General features: G+C 33.3%; 16 protein-coding genes. 7 read left to right on the top strand and 9 right to left on the bottom strand.

The genetic code is table 11. The features are described 5' to 3' along the window. Positions 1-25: 25 nt before the first annotated feature. The 4 genes from FGM02_RS07720 to FGM02_RS07705 form a co-directional block, all read right to left on the bottom strand. Positions 26-2,290 carry a right-handed parallel beta-helix repeat-containing protein gene (locus FGM02_RS07720; RefSeq protein WP_208021483.1) on the bottom strand — a complete coding sequence of 755 codons (2,265 nt, stop codon included), beginning with the start codon at positions 2,288-2,290 and terminating at the stop codon, positions 26-28. A gap of 99 nt (positions 2,291-2,389) precedes the next feature. Then, on the bottom strand, positions 2,390-4,261 hold the full coding sequence (locus tag FGM02_RS07715; protein WP_139957720.1) for a glycoside hydrolase family 36 protein: 1,872 nt from the start codon (positions 4,259-4,261) through the stop codon (positions 2,390-2,392). A 254-nt stretch (positions 4,262-4,515) separates the two neighbouring features. Then, on the bottom strand, positions 4,516-5,973 hold the full coding sequence (locus tag FGM02_RS07710; RefSeq protein ID WP_139957719.1) for a sulfatase: 1,458 nt from the start codon (positions 5,971-5,973) through the stop codon (positions 4,516-4,518). Positions 5,974-5,998: 25 nt separating this feature from the next. Continuing rightward, on the bottom strand, positions 5,999-7,888 hold the full coding sequence (locus FGM02_RS07705) for a glycoside hydrolase family 97 protein (RefSeq protein ID WP_139957718.1): 1,890 nt from the start codon (positions 7,886-7,888) through the stop codon (positions 5,999-6,001). A 482-nt stretch (positions 7,889-8,370) separates the two neighbouring features. On the opposite strand from FGM02_RS07705, the gene FGM02_RS07700 reads away from it, so the two are divergent. After that, the gene (locus FGM02_RS07700) at positions 8,371-9,534 is read left to right on the top strand and encodes an MFS transporter (RefSeq protein ID WP_139957717.1); all 1,164 of its coding nucleotides are present in this window, start codon (positions 8,371-8,373) and stop codon (positions 9,532-9,534) included. A 59-nt stretch (positions 9,535-9,593) separates the two neighbouring features. Here FGM02_RS07700 and purE read toward each other — a convergent pair whose 3' ends face one another. The 3 genes from purE to FGM02_RS07685 all read right to left on the bottom strand — a co-directional run bounded on the left by purE (position 9,594) and on the right by FGM02_RS07685 (position 11,748). Continuing rightward, a complete protein-coding gene (purE, locus tag FGM02_RS07695) occupies positions 9,594-10,079 on the bottom strand; it encodes a 5-(carboxyamino)imidazole ribonucleotide mutase (protein WP_139957716.1) in 486 nt (161 codons plus the stop codon). 70 nt (positions 10,080-10,149) lie between these two features. Then, a complete protein-coding gene (locus FGM02_RS07690; RefSeq protein ID WP_139957715.1) occupies positions 10,150-11,295 on the bottom strand; it encodes a 5-(carboxyamino)imidazole ribonucleotide synthase in 1,146 nt (381 codons plus the stop codon). A 48-nt stretch (positions 11,296-11,343) separates the two neighbouring features. After that, the gene (locus FGM02_RS07685) at positions 11,344-11,748 is read right to left on the bottom strand and encodes a hypothetical protein (protein WP_139957714.1); all 405 of its coding nucleotides are present in this window, start codon (positions 11,746-11,748) and stop codon (positions 11,344-11,346) included. A gap of 222 nt (positions 11,749-11,970) precedes the next feature. On the opposite strand from FGM02_RS07685, the gene greA reads away from it, so the two are divergent. Together greA and FGM02_RS07675 are read left to right on the top strand one after the other, a co-directional pair. Then, positions 11,971-12,444: a transcription elongation factor GreA gene (gene greA, locus FGM02_RS07680; protein WP_139957713.1), complete on the top strand. Its 474-nt coding sequence runs from the start codon at positions 11,971-11,973 to the stop codon at positions 12,442-12,444. Between the two features lie 72 nt (positions 12,445-12,516). Then, the gene (locus FGM02_RS07675; protein WP_139957712.1) at positions 12,517-12,915 is read left to right on the top strand and encodes an HIT family protein; all 399 of its coding nucleotides are present in this window, start codon (positions 12,517-12,519) and stop codon (positions 12,913-12,915) included. Here the strand turns inward: FGM02_RS07675 and FGM02_RS07670 are convergent. Then, positions 12,912-14,048, bottom strand: a complete 1,137-nt coding sequence (locus FGM02_RS07670) for a sensor histidine kinase (RefSeq protein WP_139957711.1) — start codon at positions 14,046-14,048, stop codon at positions 12,912-12,914. The genes FGM02_RS07675 and FGM02_RS07670 overlap by 4 nt on opposite strands. Positions 14,049-14,294: 246 nt before the next feature. On the opposite strand from FGM02_RS07670, the gene FGM02_RS07665 reads away from it, so the two are divergent. The 4 genes from FGM02_RS07665 to FGM02_RS07650 all read left to right on the top strand — a co-directional run bounded on the left by FGM02_RS07665 (position 14,295) and on the right by FGM02_RS07650 (position 18,587). Then, positions 14,295-14,657: a DUF3127 domain-containing protein gene (locus FGM02_RS07665; RefSeq protein ID WP_139957792.1), complete on the top strand. Its 363-nt coding sequence runs from the start codon at positions 14,295-14,297 to the stop codon at positions 14,655-14,657. A 144-nt stretch (positions 14,658-14,801) separates the two neighbouring features. Next, complete coding sequence (pyrH, locus tag FGM02_RS07660) at positions 14,802-15,524, top strand: UMP kinase (protein WP_139957710.1); 723 nt, start codon at positions 14,802-14,804, stop codon at positions 15,522-15,524. 9 nt (positions 15,525-15,533) lie between these two features. After that, positions 15,534-16,088: a ribosome recycling factor gene (gene frr / locus FGM02_RS07655; protein ID WP_139957709.1), complete on the top strand. Its 555-nt coding sequence runs from the start codon at positions 15,534-15,536 to the stop codon at positions 16,086-16,088. Positions 16,089-16,214: 126 nt separating this feature from the next. Beyond that, the gene (locus tag FGM02_RS07650; RefSeq protein WP_139957708.1) at positions 16,215-18,587 is read left to right on the top strand and encodes an efflux RND transporter permease subunit; all 2,373 of its coding nucleotides are present in this window, start codon (positions 16,215-16,217) and stop codon (positions 18,585-18,587) included. An 80-nt stretch (positions 18,588-18,667) separates the two neighbouring features. Here the strand turns inward: FGM02_RS07650 and FGM02_RS07645 are convergent, their stop codons facing one another. After that, a complete protein-coding gene (locus FGM02_RS07645) occupies positions 18,668-19,792 on the bottom strand; it encodes a sterol desaturase family protein (RefSeq protein ID WP_139957707.1) in 1,125 nt (374 codons plus the stop codon). Positions 19,793-19,906: the final 114 nt, after the last annotated feature.

Here is a 19,906-nt window from a genome sequence, read left to right as displayed (position 1 = left end):
TAAAATATTTTATCTAGGTCAGAAATTATTCTTCAACTAAAACAGAAGTATCGATCGTTTTTTTAGTTCCTGGCATACTACTAATTCCTTCAAAAAAGTTTTTAATACCAACTCTATAATGCTCTTTATTTGGCACAGTACTTCTATATTTGTCTTTTTTTAAACCAATAGTACTGAAAGGAATATTAGGAAACTTTTCTGTGTTTTTAAATTGGAAATTTAAATTCTCGTAATCTTCAAAATCATTGGGCTGAACCTTTTTATACGCCTCAACTTCAGATTTCATCAATGCCTGCGTCTCAATTCTAGGATCAGCAATCGCTGTTATTTTATTTTTATATGAAAAATTATTTTTCACACTATATCTAATTGGCCAGTGTCTTCCATATCTAGCCGTATCACTCATTACCTGGTTGAATTTCGGATAAGTTGCTAACCAAAACGGATTTGCCCAACCACTAACACCAATACTCGCTTCTACTCTTCCAACATAATCTTCTTTAGCACCTCTTCTATGATGGTTTTTATTCGCACGAATTTCTTTTTCTATTTTTTGTATTTTATCTCCTAAACTTCTTACAAAATAAGCACCTCTTTGACCTTCTAAAAATACGTTATCATGCATCTTATGTCCAGATCCACCGAAGGCAAATAATCCTTTCCCGGCAGATTTATAAAAAACATTTCCAATACAAGTTGCTCCCGACTGTCCATCATCTAAATGAATTCCTGCTCTTTCTACCTTCCCTGGACTATGCATTAAATGATGAAAAAAATTGTTTTTATAAACATTTCCATAACCAGCTAAATCAGCACCAGAATATACTGCACCTCCATCACCCTCATCATAACCAATATTAAAAAACTCATTTAGCTCAAGTAGTTGATTATTTCCATTTACGATCATTGCTTGTCCTAATGAGTTATGAACTAGATTATTCCTAAAAGTATTTCCAGCTCCTGTCATCCCAATGTTTACCTTTTCATGCTTGTACTTTTTTTGATAAATATGACAGTTTTGCACCAAATTATTCCCTTCTGTAATTTTATTTGCTGTTCGTTTTCCTCCTGACAATTGCACATGTGCGTTTAAGTCTACTAAATCACAACCTTCTAAACGATTATATGTTCCATGTATGCGTACACCTGTTGCAGTAGAATTACTAATAGTTGCCGAAGCCACCAAATTATGATCTCCTGCAATGTCATAAACCGCACCTCCCCCAACATTTTTCACAGACAAACCTATTATTTGTACATGGCTAGCTTCTTTTAAATGCACAAAACCTTTTGCTACCGAAAGACTAATTTTTGTTTTTTTATTAATAGACTTTGGAGGATAAACATACAAGCGATTTGTGATAGGGTCAAAATGCCATTCCCCAGGTTTGTCTAGTTCACATAGCAAGCCAAAAACACGAAAAGGTTTGTCGTTTTTTTTCCAAGCCCAACCGTAAGAAAGCACTCTAGAAAGATGAATACTTTCAGTAGCTCCACTAGCTGAAAAAATAGGTTGAGAACTTAACAACCAGTTTGCTTCAATGAAACCTGTAAGTTGATTTCGCGTATTGTTTCGTTTTATTTCATTTTCCCATTGGTACCATGTTCCTCCCATTTCGTTTTCTTTTTTAGAAAATCCAGCTTGCGCTCCACGTGGCTCTTCCAAAGAACCTTTCCAATATCTTTCTCTTCCTGGTTCTAAAAAAGGAACGGCTCCAGCTCTAACGCCATGAGCCTCTTTACCTACAGGAACTCCTGGAGGTGTAACTTCAGGTGCTACAGTTTTTTCTTTAAAAGAAGCATAACCTTCATTCGGAAAAACAGATGGCAAAAATTCGACATCATTAAAGCTTAAATTAAGCATTAAGTTTTCAGAAAAACGATTTAGCAAGGTATTATTAGTAATTGTAGTCACTCTTACTTTATCGGCCACCGCCGCTGCTAAACGAGCACGTTCTTTTTTATTTCTAACCTTTGAAAAACCTTTAGAAGGAATAAGCATACTCCCATCAAACAAAACAACTTCTCCTTCAACAGCTCTAATAACAATAGGGTTTTCTGCAGTTCCTTTAAACTCTTCTCCTAAAACAATTGGAGAGACGAAACGATACAAACCTCCCAAAACATTTATTGTGATACCTCCTTTTGGCACCCCATTTTTTTTCAATTGCTCTGAAACTCTTTTTATGGCTGTTTCAAATGATACTGGATCCTTTTTTGTACCTCTATTGGCCGTTCCTCCATTAGGTGATGTATAAATTTCTGAAGCATTTACTACCCAACTACACATTATGAAGACAACTATAAGACTAATTCTATACATATTTAAATTTATTTTAATTTTAAACGTTAAAGCAAAATCATTTGGCTTTTTATTTGGTGTTCTTATTTATAGTGTTTTCGATTTTAAAATTAGTATTCCTGACCTTGGCACCTTATACGTTTTCACTCCTTTTTCTAAAATTACTTCACCTAAAAACAAAATTCCTCCCATACAATCTAAAACGGTTAATTCACCTTGGAATTCTGATTCTAATTGAAAACTTATATTTGTTGTTCCTTTTGCGTTTACAATATCTAACCGTTTTATTCCGCTTGAAGTAGAAACGATAATGTCTTCATAAACTGTCGTTATTTGATGCTTATTCTTTTTTGCTGTTAATAAAGGATAATTCGCTCCTGGATTTGATGGTAAAAATTCACCATCAATAAGTACATTCCGATTTTCATTCCAATAGCGAAACCAATAACGAATCATTTCTAAATGATCATCTGGAATGTCTTTTAATTTAACTGACAATTGAGGGACACTATATAGAATGTTTAATATTTGAAGTGCCGCTTGTTCTACTGACTCTTCTGGTCTCCATACAAACATATCACTATGTACAGCAGTATTTTGAGCCATTATGCGCAAATTGGTGGTTTCTATTTTATTGGCTACCGCATTATTCGGTGCATCAACACCTCTAAACATATTTCCATATTTTCGCATTAATGGGCCAATATAAGGTTGTCTAAATTCAATAAGCACATCCGGTTTTAATGCTGTCAATTTATTCGTTATCTCTGTCATTAAAGCATCAGTAGCCTCATTAACACTAGCAAAATCTCTTCCTTCTAATTTTGTTAATTTAGTATGGCTATTTGCCGTAAACCATCCTAAAAAATCAAGCTTAAAACCATCCAATCCCCAAGCTGTTAAGGCCTTTGTGTACGTATTAACAATATAAGCCCGTACTTCTGGATAACGTGGGTCTAAAACATAAGCTCCTTGGCTTTTCCAATATCTTAAATATTTACCTTTAAATTTGGAGTAATTATTTGACTTTTCCCCCATAAAAGGTAAAGAATACCATAACAAAAACTTCATACCCTCTTCATGTATGGCATTTACAAAATTTTTCATATCGCCAATACGATCGGGATTCCAGTCACCTGTATAAGCATAACCACGATTTCCATCTTTAGTTTGCCACCCATCATCAACAATAACTGCGCTACACCCTAAACTTTTGGCTATTTTACATTCAGCAACAATTTCATCTTTAGAAATATTCTGATGATAACTATACCATGTTGAATACATAGGTTTTTTAGCATCATCTGGCACTTTCATTGGTTTATAGTCCGGATTATTTGCCCACCAACTTACTACATCGTCTATTGACTTGTAATATGGAGTTACTCGTGTATCTATTCGCAATTGAATTTCATACTCTTTTGTTTTAGGCATTTTTTCATCGAAAAGCTTTATAACTGGATAAAACTGTACATCTTCTTCTTTTAAATAACAAACAAACTCAGATTTATTTAATGCATCAGATAACGAAATTGTAATACGGTTATTTAACGCATTATCATAATAAGACAATAAAGGGGCGTATTTTGATGCTTTTGCTGAAAAACCACTGTTGTAATAATTTACTTTATCAATCCCTATTTTAGGATTCCAATAACCATTAATTGCCAAAGAAGGAAAACTAAATTTTATGGAAACAGGCTGCAATTGAGAAGGTGTGTTTGCTGAAAATTTAAAAGTAATTAATTGTACTCCTTTTGTTTTGTTTGAAACTATCTTATCTACTTTAAAACTACCTAAATCACCTTCAATTCTTATACTATCTCCTATTATTTCTAAAGGCTCAAGTTTTGCTATTTGACTTAAATCATATGCTGCTTTTTTAGTTTTATTACAAGAATAAAAAAATATTACAATAAGAAAGCAACTTATTATTTTTTGAAATTTAATGCAGTTCATTTTACGGTATCTCGATTATTTTCAAGTAATAAAAAATTATTTTCGGACATATTTGTTCCTGTTTTAAAGAATAGGTTTCAGCCAACAAGTCTTACAAAATTTTAAGAAAAAAACAATTACTGTAGGGGCTAGGGAACCCCTTTAACAGCATTATTATTCTTTTCTTTCACATGATAAAGTATTCTCATAACGGACAACATCCTACTAGATAAACTCTTTATTTAATGTGCTATACACAACACTATTTTTTCCTATTACTTTCCTCCATAAAACTTTTCCATATCATAACGAGGAGCATCAATTCTGTTTTTCCACCTCTCCATAGAGGCTTTTAATTCTTTTACTTTCTCTGGGTTTAAAGACACTAAATTATTTTTTTCTGCTGGGTCCTTTTTTATATTATAAAGTTCAAAGCGCCCCTTATAATTATCAGGCATTGGTAAAAACTCCATCAATTTCCAATCTCCTTTTATAACAGTTTCAACACAACGATTCCTATCTACAATTGGAATTTTATAATGAATAAGTGAAAGATACTTAAGGAAGTGAAATTCGCGTTGATCCAATTTAGAATCTGGCTTACGTAATACAGGCGTAATATCATATCCATCAAGTCCTTCATTATGTTTTTCATCCCCTTCAGCATGAGCCATCGAAAGAAAAGTAGGATAAAAATCGTACCCAATTACTCTTTCATGACTAACGGAATTAGGCTTTGTTACACCTGGCCATTTTACGATTACAGGCACCCGGTAGCCGCCTTCGTACGACGACCCTTTTCCATCTCGCAACGGATAGTTATCCGTTATATTAGCATATTTAGCACCTCCATTATCACTTGTAAAGACAACGATTGTATTGTCCGCTAAACCAGAATCTTTTAATGCTTTAAGGACACGACCTACACCATCATCGAGTGTTTCCACCATAGCAGCATAAGTAGGATTTCGATGCCTTGATGTAGGTGTTATCAATTTTTTGTATTTATTCACTAAATTCTTTTTACCCTGTATTGGCGTGTGAACAGCGTAAAAAGCCAAATTCAAAAAGAAAGGCTTATCACCCTTTTGAGATTTAATATATTTAACAGCTTCCATAGATAATGCATCTGTCAAATTGTATCCGTCTGGATATTCTTCCAATCCTTGAATATTTGCCAACTCATCACGATAATCTCCATGAACTGTAGTTCTAAATGGCGCAAAATAACTAGGAGGGCAGCAAAATTGATTGGAAGCAATATCAACATCATAACCTCGATTTTCAGGACTATTTTCATTTGTCCCAACATGCCATTTCCCTATATGAGCAGTGGTGTAACCCGACATTTTTAACGCAGTTCCAATAGTTACCTCTTCTTTAGGCAATTCATTCCCTGTACCTGCAACTTTACGTAAATCTCCATGACTAACTGCCCCTACATGAGCCGGAAATTTACCAGTTTGAATACCAATACGACTGGGTTGACAAGTAGGATGTGCTGACATGCCATGATCAAAATACATAGACTCTTTTGCAAACTTATCTAGATTAGGTGTTTGATGGAGATCACTACCTGTAAAGCCCAAATCGGAATTCCCTAAATCGTCAGCTAATATAAACACAATATTAGGCTGCTTATTTTCATGCTGATCCTTTTCTTCCTTTTTCACATCTTTGCAACCGACCAAAAAGAACAAACCTAAAATTGGTAAAAATATTTTATTCATCATTAAATAATTTTAGAAAACATCAATATTAAATGGCTTGAATATGAATCGCCAATCCATTCTGTTTGATTAATTTTTTAGCAATATTATCAGTACTTGTTACTTTTATTTTTTCAATTTTAACGTTCGTACCTGTCCCCATATTTTGGTCATCGGAATAAATAGTAGCTTCATAGGTTTTATCTTTATCTAAAAAGTCTAATGCTATACTTAATTCACGTCCTGTTTTCCCTGTAAGCCCTCCTACAAACCAATCTTGACCGCTCTTTCTCGCTACAATTGCAAACTCTCCTGGATATCCATCTATAATTTTTGTATCATCCCAAACGGTTGGTAAAGCATCGTAAAAAGCCAATTCAGGTACTTCTTGTATAAAGGTTTGTGTACCGCCTGCTCCCTCTTCGCCAGCATGTGAACCTTCTGGTCTATCATACCAATATAAAAATTGCCAAGGGCTATAAATACAAACAGATTTAGCTAATTGTGAAACATGCGACCCCATTTTTTCAGTAACACGAGGCGCAAAATAACAATTTGTTTGATCACCTGCTCCTGCAATCATTCTGGTAAATAAAGTATTAATTACCAGAGCATTTTCAGGAGACTCTTCATCCCCTCTAATCCCTTCTTGAGTCATTAAATTTGGATAGGTTCTAGAATAACCTGTCGGTCGGTATGAATCGTGAATATCGACCATTAAATTATATTTTGCGGCTTTTCTAACTGCATCGTGCAACCAAGTGGTCCATTCTTGTGGACCTACATTAACAAATCCATATTTTAAACCCGTTACCCCCCAAGAACTTAACAGCGGTAACACTTCGTCTAATTGCTTCTCTAAGGAACGTCTGTTTACATAAAGTACAACATCGATACCTTTGCTTTTAGCATATTTAATAACTCCATGAAGATCTAAAGGTCCTTTAGAACGTTTTGGATCTATAGTTATCGTGGTTGCATCAGAAGCGTCATCGTATTCATTACCATACCATCCTGCATCGAATTCGATAAATTGCAAATTATGTTTAACAGCAAAATCTACACAAGCGATACCTCCTTGCGTAGTTAAGGTACTTTCGCGAATTATTTTCCCGGGTCTAATCCATGAAGTGTCTTCTAATTTATTAGGTTCATTTAAATTCAAAACAAAACCATTATTTTGCAATAACGCACTAGGTTTTTCTCCTGCCATTACAAACCTCCACGGTGTATTAAACGCTTTTTCCTTTACAATTTCACTACTCAGATCAGCTACTAAAGTACCTGGGTTTGATATTTTAGCTGTAAACATCATTCGTGCATAATCAACTAACGCAGCCTCTCCAAGAGCCACATATAAATCATCCGATAACTCAACTAATAAAGGTCTTTCTACGGCTCCTTTTATTTTTGAAAGAGATTGTTTAACAATCTCACTTTGAGCACGTTCTGACGCCCATGCAACTGCATTTTCTGCCATAGAAAACTCTGTCAATTCTTTATGAATTGTGACACCTTTATCTTCTTTAAACTCATACCTAAATGCAACTCCTTCATTGTACATTCTTACTCTAATATTAAACAAAGCTCCTTTTCCTTCTAAAGGAATTAGCACATCTTTATGTATATCAGAATATTTATTTTTCTCTCCATAGACTGGACTCCAAGAAGTATTCACTGATTTTTGGGTAATTTTACCAATCTTAAGTCCATTTAAATCAAGTTCATCACCCTCAATATCAAAACCCAAAATTGAAGGAGCTATAATTTCTTTTTCCTTATATTCAATTGAATATTTAGGATAGCCATCCTTTGAAACATTCAATTTAAACGTGTAATTATTATCTGGACTTTTAACTGTCACATTTTTATTTTCTCCACAAGCGGTAAAAAGAAAAACTGACATTAAACAATACCCTAACATTTTTATTGACTTCATTTATTTGAATTTAGATTTAAAATTTTGTTCTATTAATAAACTTTCTTCATGATTAGCAAATTCAACTCGTCTTGTAGGATTAAAACACTCTTTCGTGTAACTAATTGTCATCTTACGATGAGAAGAATTATTCGCGAAACAAATATTTAAATTTAATATGAATTAAAGGGGGGAAAAATTGTTTACTTAAGTGCATTATTAGTTCAACTGACACATATAGGCTTAATTTCTCTTGGTTTGCAACTATATTGCAACCAAAGCTCAGAGAATCTTGGTTGTTCATTTATATACTATAAGCTACTTATTATTCTCACAATAGCTGGCTATGTATTTAAATTATTTAAAAAAGCAGTTCATAAAAATGAGATTTTTCTTCAATTAAAACTTGAAAATAAATAGAAATATTCACAATAAAGTAAAAAACTATATCGATAAATCTACCAAAACCTGTAAGTAATTCGCCTACTTTAGACAAAGAAACTATGCTTACTAAAAACACAACGCTTACTTTACTAATTCTATCGCAATTTCTTTGTACATCCTTGTGGTTTGCCAGCAATGGTTGCATGCCCGAATTAATTAATGCGTATCAATTACCGGTAACTGCCCTAGGAAGCCTAACATCTGCTGTTCAATTTGGATTTATTGCTGGAACTTTTTTACTAGCTATTTTTTATATTACCGATAAATTCTCTCCTTCCAAACTATTTCTAATTGCAGCATTACTAGGAAGTCTAAGCAATTTAGCCATATTGCTCCCATCCAATTCTTACCTAAGCCTGCTTGCTTTTCGTTTTTTTACAGGACTTGCTTTGGCTGGAATTTATCCTGTAGGTATGAAAATTGCCGCTGATTATTTCGATAAAAAACTGGGAAAAGCCTTGGGTTGGCTTGTCGGTGCTTTGGTATTAGGTACCGCATTTCCACATTTTCTAAGTGTATTTTTCTCAAATATTGATTGGCAATGGGTCTTAATTGCCACCTCTATTTTGGCTACAACTGGTGGACTTATCGTCTGGAGATTTATACCAGACGGCCCTTACAGAAGTGCAAACTCAAAACCTAATTTTAAAAATATTACCCATTTATTTAGAAATAAAAAATTAAAAACGGCCGCTGCTGGCTATTTTGGTCATATGTGGGAATTGTATGCCTTCTGGACATTTTTACCAAGCATTATTATTTTGTACAAACAAACACATCCAACAAATATAAATACTTCTTTACTCGCCTTTCTTATCATTTCCTCAGGAAGTTTGGCCTGTATTGCAGGAGCATATTTAGCTGCTAAAACAAGTCTAAAAAAAGCTGCCCATCTATTTTTAATTGCCTCGGGAAGTTGCTGTTTGTTACTTCCGGTATTTTTTTACTTACCGGTGTATTATTTTATCCCATTTCTATTTTTTTGGGGAATGGTAGTCATCGCCGACTCTCCTTTATTTTCAACTTTAGTTGCTAATAGTATGGATGCAAAACAAAAAGGAACCGCTTTAACCCTGGTTAACTGCATTGGATTTAGCCTTACTATTGTTAGTATTCAACTACTAAACTTTACAGGAACATCGTCAATTTTTGTGTTTTTAATATTGGCTGTTGGTCCCATATTTGGTTTGTACAACGGACTAAAAAAAAGTGCACTTAAATAAGTTGCATAAAAAAAGCGACTTTAATACTAAAGTCGCTTTTATAATTTTATTGGGTATTCCTACAAATTACGTACTCTTTCTGACGCCGCAATAACTTTTGCTTTTAAACCTTCTTTATAAGCGATAATTGTATCTAAAACTGCTGGATTAGAAGCTCCAATAATTTGAGCTGCCAAAATACCTGCATTTTTTGCACCATCCAAAGCAACGGTTGCAACAGGCACACCTCCTGGCATTTGTAAAATTGACAATACAGAATCCCAACCGTCAATAGAATTTCTAGACTTAACAGGAACACCAATTACTGGCAAAGGACTCATAGACGCTACCATTCCTGGTAAATGCGCCGCACCACCGGCACCAGCAATAATTACTGAAAAACCTTTTTTATGGGCATTGGTAGAAAAGTCTACCAATTTTTCTGGAGTTCTATGTGCTGACACAATATCAACTTCTATCGGAATTCCAAACTCCTTTAATATATCTATTGCCTCTTGCATGATCGGAAGATCCGAATCACTTCCCATGATAATTCCTACTTTCATTTCTCTAGATTTTATTTTATATAATTCTCAATCTGCTTTTTCAAATTCGTGTTTTGAGCTTTTCGAAGAATTATTTGCTAATTACTCGAATGGTATTTTTCACTTTTTCGGCTACTTTTCTAGCCACTTCCAAATCTCGGTCAACAATGGTTACATGGCCCATTTTTCGAAATGGTCGTGTTTCTTTTTTCCCATAAATATGAGGCGTTACCCCATCCATGGCTAAAATTTCTTCCATGTTTTCATAAACCACACTTCCAGAAAAACCTTCAGCACCCACTAAATTCACCATTACTCCGGCCCATTTACTTTCTGTATTTCCTAAAGGTAAATTTAACACGGTACGTAAATGCTGCTCAAACTGATTGGTTACAGAAGCTTCAATACTGTAATGCCCACTGTTATGTGTTCTTGGCGCTACTTCATTTACAATTATTTCGTCGTTTTCTGTTTGAAACATTTCAACAGCTAGCAAGCCCACATGTTTAAATGATTCTGCTACTTTTAACGCTACTTCATTTGCCTTTTTAGCCACTTCGTCTGAAATTCTGGCCGGACAAATTACATATTCTACTTGGTTTGCTTCTGGATGAAATTCCATTTCAACCACAGGATAGGTTTTAATTTGCCCTGAAGCATTTCTAGAAACAATTACCGCCAATTCATTTTTAAAAGGAATCAAATCTTCAACAATACTATCTGTATCTGCCAAAGCATTGATATCTTCTTGACTTCTTACAATTTTTACACCGGTACCATCATAACCAAATTGTGCTGATTTCCAAACAAAAGGAAATTGAAAACTAGCTTGCTTTAATTCTTCTAATGAAGAAAATCTTTGATGCGGAGACGTAGGAATATCATTCGCTACATAAAAATCTTTTTGTTTTCCTTTGTGTTGAATAATTTCTATAACACTAGGTTGTGGATATACTTTTACGCCTTCAGCCTCTAATTTATACAAGGCTTCAATATTGACATGTTCTATTTCAATAGTCAGCACATCTACTTTTTTTCCGAAGTTATAAACGGCATCAAAATCTAATAAATTTCCTTGAAAAAATTCATTGCAATGTGCAGCACAAGGTGCGTCTAATGAAGGATCTAAAATAGAAGTATGTACGTCAAATTTTTGGGTTTCTGCTAAAAGCATTTTACCCAGCTGACCGCCACCTAAAACACCTAATTTAAAATCTGAAGAAAAGTATGTATTCATTTTATTTGCTTTGCGGCAAAAATAAGCATCTATTTTTTATTTTCAGCCCTAAAAATTTCTAATTTGTATGGTTTGGTCATCCAATTGCACCGCACTATATTCTTGCATCTCATAGGTCTCACCCAAATAATTAGCATAAGGTCTATTTACATAATAACTTACATCCTCTTCTCCACAGTAACTTGTAATCTTTGGCCATTCAGTCTCATAGTCCATTGGAACACTACATTTTGTAGGAGGCAAGTGAGGCGCAGCCAAATCAAAAGCTCTAAAATTATTATCATCTATTCTGTAAACCAACACTCCTCTATATCCTATATCATGAAATACCGCTATACCACCAACAACCCATAGCCCACTTGCTTCTGGTAAATTAAAACTTTTGGTAACATTAAAAAATTGATCCGGAACAAAATTGTTCTGCTGACCTGAATCAATAATACAACCAGACAAAGACACAGTGAACACTAGAAGAAAAAAAATATTTTTAAAATAAGACATAGGGGTTTCATTTAAGCATTCGCAATTTACAAATATTTTGTATATTTGTTCCAATCTCATTGTACATATAGTAGCAATGGGATTTTATTTTTTAGTCTGCGAAAGTAAACTAAATTTTATTAGCTGAAAGATGTACAACAAACTGGCAATTTGTAGAATTTTATACGATAAAAAATGAGTGAAATATCTTACTATTCTGAAGAAGGATTTAGAAAATTAAAGAAGGAATTGGAACACTTAGAGCAAACAGAACGCCCTAGAGTTACACAAGAAATTTCTGACGCAAGAGACAAGGGTGATTTAAGTGAAAATGCAGAATACCATGCTGCCAAAGAGGAGCAGTCGCATTTAGAGTTTAAAATTGCTAAATTAAAAAACGTTATTTCTAGTGCTCGAATTTTAGATGAATCGCAGTTAGATTTGAGTAAAATTTTAATTCATTCTGTCGTTAAAATTAGAAACACAGCCAACAAAATGGAATTTAGCTACACCTTAGTAGCCGATTCTGAAACCGATATTAGAAATGGAAAACTTTCTGTAAACTCTCCAATAGGAAAAGGTTTGCTAGGTTTAAAAGTTGGAGACATTGCTGACATTCAGGTTCCTAGTGGAATTATGAAATTTGAAATTCTAGAAATTTCAAGATAAAAAAGAATAAAATTTATACAAACCCTTTTCATGAAATTGAAAAGGGTTTTTTATTTTTACAAAAAAACAAATATGGACAGCATCTTTACAAAAATCATCAAAGGAGAAATTCCTTCTTATAAAATTTCAGAAAACGAAAACTTCTTTGCGTTTTTAGACATCAACCCAAATGCCAAAGGACACACCTTAGTGATCCCTAAAAAACAAGTTGATAAATTATTTGATTTAGATGAACAAACCTATACTGAGCTATTTGCGTACACAAAAAAAGTAGCTGCTGCCATTGAAAAAGTAATTCCTTGCAATCGTGTTGGTTTAACGGTAATTGGATTAGAAGTTCCGCATGCACATGTGCATTTAATTCCTTTAAACACAATGAGCGATGCTAGTTTTTCTAAACCGAAAGCCCAATTATCTCAAATTGAATTTATTGAACTGGCTGCAAAAATTTCAAAAGCCATGGACTCTTAAATTCTAGGAAGCAAAACCTCAAAGGTAGTCCCGCTATTTACTTCTGATTTTAGCACTTGAATTTTACCATTGTGGTAATCTTCTACAATACGTTTAGACAAGGACAAGCCCAGACCCCATCCCCTTTTTTTGGTTGTATAACCAGGAACAAATACTTTTTTAAACTGAGATCTCGGCATTCCTTTTCCAGAATCAGACACACGTATTTTAACAAATTTTCGATTGCTAGTTACTACTATGGCCAAATCGCCTTTTCCAGACATGGCATCAATGGCATTTTTGATCAGGTTTTCTAAAACCCAGGTAAACAATTGCTCATTAATTTTTACTTCAATTTGTTTTTTAGGTTTCCGAAAATTAAAATGTACATTTTTTGAACTTCGAGCTTCAAAATATAGTACCGTATTTTTTATCAGCCCCACAATATCAAAATCTACCAAATCGGGAACAGAACCAATTTGTGAAAATCGCTCTGCAATCACATTTAAACGTTGTACATCCTTTTCTATTTCCGGAACAATTTCCGGTCCAATATGCTGTAGTTTCATTAATTCAACCCAACCCAAAAGTGACGACAAGGGCGTACCTATTTGATGTGCTGTTTCTTTGGCCATACCCGACCATAATTTATTTTGTTCGGATATTTTATTCGACTTAAAAATTAAGTACACCACTCCTGAAAATAGAATTAATATAATAACCAAGGTTAGCGGATAATATTTTAGTCGAGTTAACAAATTAGAATCTCTATAATGAATATTATTCTGTTTGTCTTTTAAATAATTAACAACAATTGGCTTGTTCTGAGCACGCATTAATTCCAATTCATTTTTCAAATAAGCACTGTCGGTGGCTTTTATAGAATCTAAATTTCGATGCATTAAGATTTTGCCTTTTTCATCCGTAACAATCATCGGAATATCATCATTACTTCCAATAATTTTCATTTCTAACGACAGGTCTTGATCTAAATCGGCACCACCAAAACGATCATAAGCTTTGGCCAAAATTTCCATTTTGGTACGTTCATCTTGTTTTATTTTATTAGAGAAACTATAGGTAGTCCACAGGATGGCTAACACTATACCAAAAGACACCAGAACTACTATATTTTTTGAATATATTTTTTTCATTTATTTACAAAGGATCACTTAAAAGTACAAGGTACTCAATTTTTAAAAAAGTTAATTTTACTTTTCTTACAAACGCTAACATTACAAGATTATTTGAAACAAAAATAAAATTGCTGTCTATAACTTGACAAAATGTTGATAAGTTTCAACAAAGGATTTTCAAAATTTTAAATGAAAACGAATATTTTTGATAAATTTGTATATTCACACCAAACGGCTGTAATAATAATTATAACTCAAGAAGAAATGCAAGTAACAGGAAAGATTAAATTGATAAGCGCTACACAAACATTTGGAAGCAACGGATTTAGAAAACGTGAATTAGTAGTTACTACTGACGAGCAATATCCACAAATGATTTTGATAGAATTTATTCAAGATAAATGTGACTTACTAGACTCATATAGCGTTGGAAAAGACGTTACTGTTTCTATTAACTTACGTGGTAGAGAATGGGTGAACCCACAAGGAGAAACGAAGTATTTTAACTCTATTCAAGGATGGAGAATTGAAGCAGCTCAAGGTTCAAGCGCAGGTGCGCCACCGGCATTTGAAACTACAAGTGCTCCTATTGCTAGCGAAAATGAACCAGACGATTTACCGTTTTAATTCATTTTATTTTATACAAGAAGCTGTCTATTTGGACAGCTTTTTTTTTGGAATTAACTTTCAAAAAAAGCTCTTAAACTATTAAAAATAATCTTTTACAAAGATTGGCAAAATACTTATATTTGCACAACTTAAAAAAACAACATGCAATACAAAAGAATATTACTAAAATTAAGTGGTGAATCTTTAATGGGTAAAAACCAGTATGGTATTGATCCTGCTAGACTTGCCGAATATGCAAAAGAAATAAAAGCCATTTCTGATCAAGGAATTCAGATTGCCATTGTAATTGGTGGAGGGAATATTTTTAGAGGTGTTGCTGGTGCAAGTAACGGTATGGACCGTGTTCAAGGAGATTATATGGGAATGTTAGCTACTTGTATTAACGGATTAGCTTTGCAAAGTGCTATTGAATCGGCAGGGGTAAAAACCCGTTTGCAAACAGCGATTAAAATGGAACAAGTTGCTGAATCTTTTATCAAAAGAAAAGCAGTAAGGCATTTAGAAAAAGGGCGTGTTGTTATTTTTGGCGCAGGAACAGGAAATCCTTATTTTACAACAGATACCGCAGCTGTTTTAAGAGCTATTGAAATTTCTGCTGATGTTATTTTAAAAGGAACTCGTGTAGATGGTATTTATTCTGCAGATCCAGAAAAAGATCCAAATGCAATTAAATATGATGAAATTACTTACAAAAGTGTTTTAGATAAAGGATTGAAAATAATGGATTTGACAGCCTTTACCTTGAGTGAAGAAAATAATTTACCAATTGTTGTTTTTGATATGGATACCAAAGGAAACCTGCAAAAATTACTTTCTGGAGAAAAAATTGGAACTTTGGTTTCTGACAAGAAAAAAACTAACTAAATATATATTATGAACGAAGAAATTGAATTTATATTAGATAGTTCTAAAGAACAAATGGAGCATGGTATTGAGCATCTTCAAAAAGAATTTAGAAATATTAGAGCAGGAAAAGCTTCAGCCAATATGCTTGGTGGAGTAATGGTTGATTATTATGGTTCTCAAACACCACTTAGTCAAGTTGCCAACGTAAATACACCTGATGGACGTACTATTACCGTACAACCATGGGAAAAGCAAATGATTCCTGAAATTGAAAAAGGAATTTTATTGGCCAATTTAGGTTTCAACCCAATGAACAATGGTGAAAACATTATAATTAATGTGCCAATGTTAACGGAAGAAAGAAGACGTGAATTATCTAAAATTGCAAAAGCCGCTGCAGAGCATGCCAAAGTAAGTATTAGAAATGCCCGTAAGGACGCGAATAATGAAATTAAAAAAACAGATATTTCTGACGATGAGAAAAAAATATCAGAAGCAGAAGTACAAACTTTAACAGACACATACATCAAAAAAGTTGATGAATTGTACGCTGTAAAAGATGTTGATATTATGAAAGTATAAGTAGCAACAAAAACAAACAAGCCCAAAGATCCTGTTTCTTTGGGCTTTTTTTTTAAACTCCTGAACACAATTGAAATACAACAAATACATAAAAGTATTTCTTACATTTGACTCAAACTAGATTACATGAAATTTTGGACTAAAACCTCACGGTTTATACTTAAAAATCAAATCGTTGTACTTGCAGCCATTGCTATAGTTACTGCACTATTAGGCTCGCAAATGAAATACATTAAATTTTCATACACCGAAGCAAATTTATTGCCTGAGGACCATGTAGAAAATTTAAAATACGATAAATTTTTAGATGTTTTTGGAGAAGAGGGAACCCTCATTTTATTAGCCGTTGGCGACAGCACTATTTACGAGCCGCAAAAATTTAACAACTGGAATAAATTAGCAAAAGACTTAGATAGTTTTGCTGAAATAGATTTTTCCATTTCTATAGGAGATTTAAAAGAATTAAAAAAAGACAAAAAGAACAAACGTTTTGAATTGGTTCCTATTGTTGATAAAAAAATTACTTCGCAAGAAGATGTAAACTTCTTAAAGAGTCGACTTTTTACCAAATTTCCTTTTTACAACAACCTTTTATTCAATAAAGAAACGCAAACCATTCAAACCGGTCTTTATTTAAAAAGCGAAATTGTCAATACTAAAATCAGAAAGGACTTTATCTTCAATCAATTAAATCCGATTATAGAAAAGTTTGAAAAAGACAATAATATTGATGTTCGTGTTTCAGGAATGCCTTATGTAAGGACCATGAATTCTGAAAATATAAAATCTGAAATGGGTATGTTTGTCGGACTTGCCTTGGCTATTACTGCCTTAATTTTCTTCTTTTTCTTCCGATCTTTCAGAGCCACCTTTATTACATTATTAGTTGTAAGTATTGGTGTTGTTTGGGCCTTTGGTTTTATTGGATGGTTCCGCTATGAAATCACCATTTTAACGGCACTTATCCCTCCATTAATTATTGTAATTGGTGTCCCAAATGCCATCTTTATTATTAATAAATATCAGCAAGAAGTAAAGAAACACGGAAATAAAACCAAATCATTACAACGTGTAATTTCTAAGGTTGGAAACGCAACTTTAATGACAAACATTACCACATCTGCTGGTTTTGCTACTTTTATTTTCACCAACAGTCAGTTGTTAAATGAATTTGGGATCATCGCTTCAATCAACATCATGGCAATTTTTATATTGTCTTTGTTAATTATTCCTAGTTTGTACAGCTTTATGCCTTTGCCTAAACAAAAGCACTTAAATCATTTAGACAAAAAATGGATTTCTAAAATTGTTACTTGGATGATCTCCATGGTTCGTCATAAAAAATTAACAATTTATGCCGTTTCCTTATTTGTCATTATTGCCAGTATTATTGGTGTTTATAAAATTACGGTTTCGGGTAGTTTAATAGAAGACATGCCGAAAGACAAGACATTTTTTAAAGACATTGTATTCTTTGAAAAAGAGTTTGGTGGTATTATGCCTTTGGAAATTATGATTGACACCAAAAAGGAAAATGGTGTAATGAATCTTTCTACTTTGAAAAAAATAGAAAAATTAAACGATGCCATTGAATTGATTCCGGATTTGTCGCAACCTATTTCAATAAACAACTTGGTAAAATATTCGAAGCAGGCTTTTTATAACGGAAACCCGAAATACTACCAACTGCCAACTTCACAAGAGAAAACTTTTTTACTTACCTACATCAAAAATTCAGGAAGTAGCGCAAGTGCTCTTAAAAACGTTGTAGATTCTACAGGTAGATATGCTAGAATAACCACCTATATGAAAGATGTAGGAACCGATAAAATGGAACGTATACAAGAACGTTTGCAAGCGGTTATTGATAAAGAATTTAATTCTACAAAATACGAAGTTACTCTTACAGGAAAAGCTTTGGTGTTTTTACGAGGAACCACTTATTTGATTAATAATTTAGTGATCTCATTATCACTAGCTATTTTATTGATTTCATTATTTATGGGTTGGATGTTCCGCTCGTTAAAAATGATATTTGTATCCTTAATTCCAAATCTGCTACCGTTATTGGTTACTGCCGGTTTAATGGGCTATTTAGGAATTCCTATAAAACCATCTACCATTTTGGTGTTTAGTATTGCCTTCGGTATTTCTGTAGATGACACCATCCATTTTCTTGCAAAATATAGACAGGAATTAATGGCTAACAATTGGAAGGTTCGTAAATCTGTTTACAAAGCCCTTAGAGAAACTGGGGTAAGTATGTTTTATACTTCTATAGTATTATTTTTCGGATTCTTAGTATTTGTTATTTCAAGTTTTGGAGGCACAAAAGCATTGGGTGGACTTGTATCTGTTACCTTATTGTTTGCCATGGTTTCCAACTTATTGTTATTGCCAGCGCTACTTTTATCTTTGGAACGAAAAATAGCCAATAAAAAAACACTTAAAAAACCAAAACTACAAATCATCCCTAAACAAGGTGATGAGGATAAATAAACAAAAAAAGGCTGCCTATATAGACAGCCTTTTTTATTAGATTATAAACTCTTTTGGCAAGTACCTTTCATAGACAAACACTATGAAAATAAGTGCAAATAATCCCATAAAAAAATCAGTACCAATCCAATTCTGAAAACTTCAAAATAGGCAAAACGTAAGCCTTCCAAAATTTTACCTGTTAGTACTAAAGAAGTCAATAAGAATAGTGCAATTAACCACAGTTGTAAAAAGCTAAATGAATTCATTAAATAAGCCAACAAAATCAATACAGCAAACAGCAATACGATATTTAAAATAATGTACACTTTCTTCTGAAAAGAAAACCGAGTATACTGATAGGTTCCTTTTTCAATGTACAAAGGCAACTCCTTTATTTCACCCGAAACAGGCACCCAATCGGGACCTTTTACCAATAACAAGCATTTTTCTTTAACAGTAGCTAGTTGTCGCATTTTGAACAACAGGTTCTGATAATAATGAAAAACACTGGTCATAAAATCGCGCGAATTCACATCTTTCGTAATTCCAAATTGCACCTCTTTTTCTTCTTCTTGAAAAGAACCAAAAAGTTTATCCCAAATAATAAGAATCCCTCCAAAATTCTTATCCAAATACTCTGTATTACTTCCATGATGCACCCGATGATGCGATGGAGTAACAAACAGCTTCTCAACAAAACCAAGCTTTGGAATTAAGGTGGTGTGCAACAAAAACTGATAAAGTCCTATAACCAAATGCGTCCCCAAAACAACTTCAGGTTTAAAGCCTAAAACGGGCATTAGTGACCAAAACAACACTCGAATAATTACTTGAAATGGCGTTAAATTCAGCGCCACAGAATAATTATAATCTTCACTTTGATGATGAATTATATGTGCTCCCCAAAAGAAATTAATTCGATGCCCCGCCTTGTGATAGAAATACCAAATAAAATCTGAAATAAGTACTGCAAAGCAAAAAAACAAAATGCTTTCAGGGATAAAAAATAGGGCAAAATTCAGGTACAAATATTCGTAATAAAAATAGATCAATGGCACCATAAACAAACCGGCCACTCTATCAAAAATCCCCATTAACAAATTAGAGATTGTATTTTGAAACCTAAAAATAGTTTTTCCTTTGGTCCTAGAAAACAAATATTCTACCCCTATAATAAACAATACAACCGAAGCAACGATCCACAGATATTTATCTTCTTTCATACACCTTACATTTTGGAGTCACAAAAATAAAATTTTGAAAGCAAAAACAAAAATAGGACTATTAAATATTGGCAATTGCATTCTATTTTTAAATCCAAAAAAGTATATTTGTTT

This window comes from Flavicella sediminum (assembly GCF_006381105.1).
Lineage (GTDB): Bacteria > Bacteroidota > Bacteroidia > Flavobacteriales > Flavobacteriaceae > Flavicella > Flavicella sediminum.
The sequence above is the reverse complement of the archived record's forward strand: the minus strand, read 5'-3'. Positions and strand labels throughout refer to the sequence as shown.

Excerpts from the sequence above, each read along its gene's own strand:
- FGM02_RS07720 (WP_208021483.1), bottom strand. The coding sequence starts at position 2,290 with ATGTGTAGTTGGGTAGTAAATGCTTCAGAAATTTATACATCACCTAAT.
- FGM02_RS07715 (WP_139957720.1), bottom strand. The coding sequence starts at position 4,261 with ATGAACTGCATTAAATTTCAAAAAATAATAAGTTGCTTTCTTATTGTA.
- FGM02_RS07710 (WP_139957719.1), bottom strand. The coding sequence starts at position 5,973 with ATGATGAATAAAATATTTTTACCAATTTTAGGTTTGTTCTTTTTGGTC.
- FGM02_RS07705 (WP_139957718.1), bottom strand. The coding sequence starts at position 7,888 with ATGAAGTCAATAAAAATGTTAGGGTATTGTTTAATGTCAGTTTTTCTT.
- FGM02_RS07700 (WP_139957717.1), top strand. The coding sequence starts at position 8,371 with ATGCTTACTAAAAACACAACGCTTACTTTACTAATTCTATCGCAATTT.
- purE (WP_139957716.1), bottom strand. The coding sequence starts at position 10,079 with ATGAAAGTAGGAATTATCATGGGAAGTGATTCGGATCTTCCGATCATG.
- FGM02_RS07690 (WP_139957715.1), bottom strand. The coding sequence starts at position 11,295 with ATGAATACATACTTTTCTTCAGATTTTAAATTAGGTGTTTTAGGTGGC.
- greA (WP_139957713.1), top strand. The coding sequence starts at position 11,971 with ATGAGTGAAATATCTTACTATTCTGAAGAAGGATTTAGAAAATTAAAG.
- FGM02_RS07675 (WP_139957712.1), top strand. The coding sequence starts at position 12,517 with ATGGACAGCATCTTTACAAAAATCATCAAAGGAGAAATTCCTTCTTAT.
- FGM02_RS07670 (WP_139957711.1), bottom strand. The coding sequence starts at position 14,048 with ATGAAAAAAATATATTCAAAAAATATAGTAGTTCTGGTGTCTTTTGGT.
- FGM02_RS07665 (WP_139957792.1), top strand. The coding sequence starts at position 14,295 with ATGCAAGTAACAGGAAAGATTAAATTGATAAGCGCTACACAAACATTT.
- pyrH (WP_139957710.1), top strand. The coding sequence starts at position 14,802 with ATGCAATACAAAAGAATATTACTAAAATTAAGTGGTGAATCTTTAATG.
- frr (WP_139957709.1), top strand. The coding sequence starts at position 15,534 with ATGAACGAAGAAATTGAATTTATATTAGATAGTTCTAAAGAACAAATG.
- FGM02_RS07650 (WP_139957708.1), top strand. The coding sequence starts at position 16,215 with ATGAAATTTTGGACTAAAACCTCACGGTTTATACTTAAAAATCAAATC.
- FGM02_RS07645 (WP_139957707.1), bottom strand. The coding sequence starts at position 19,792 with ATGAAAGAAGATAAATATCTGTGGATCGTTGCTTCGGTTGTATTGTTT.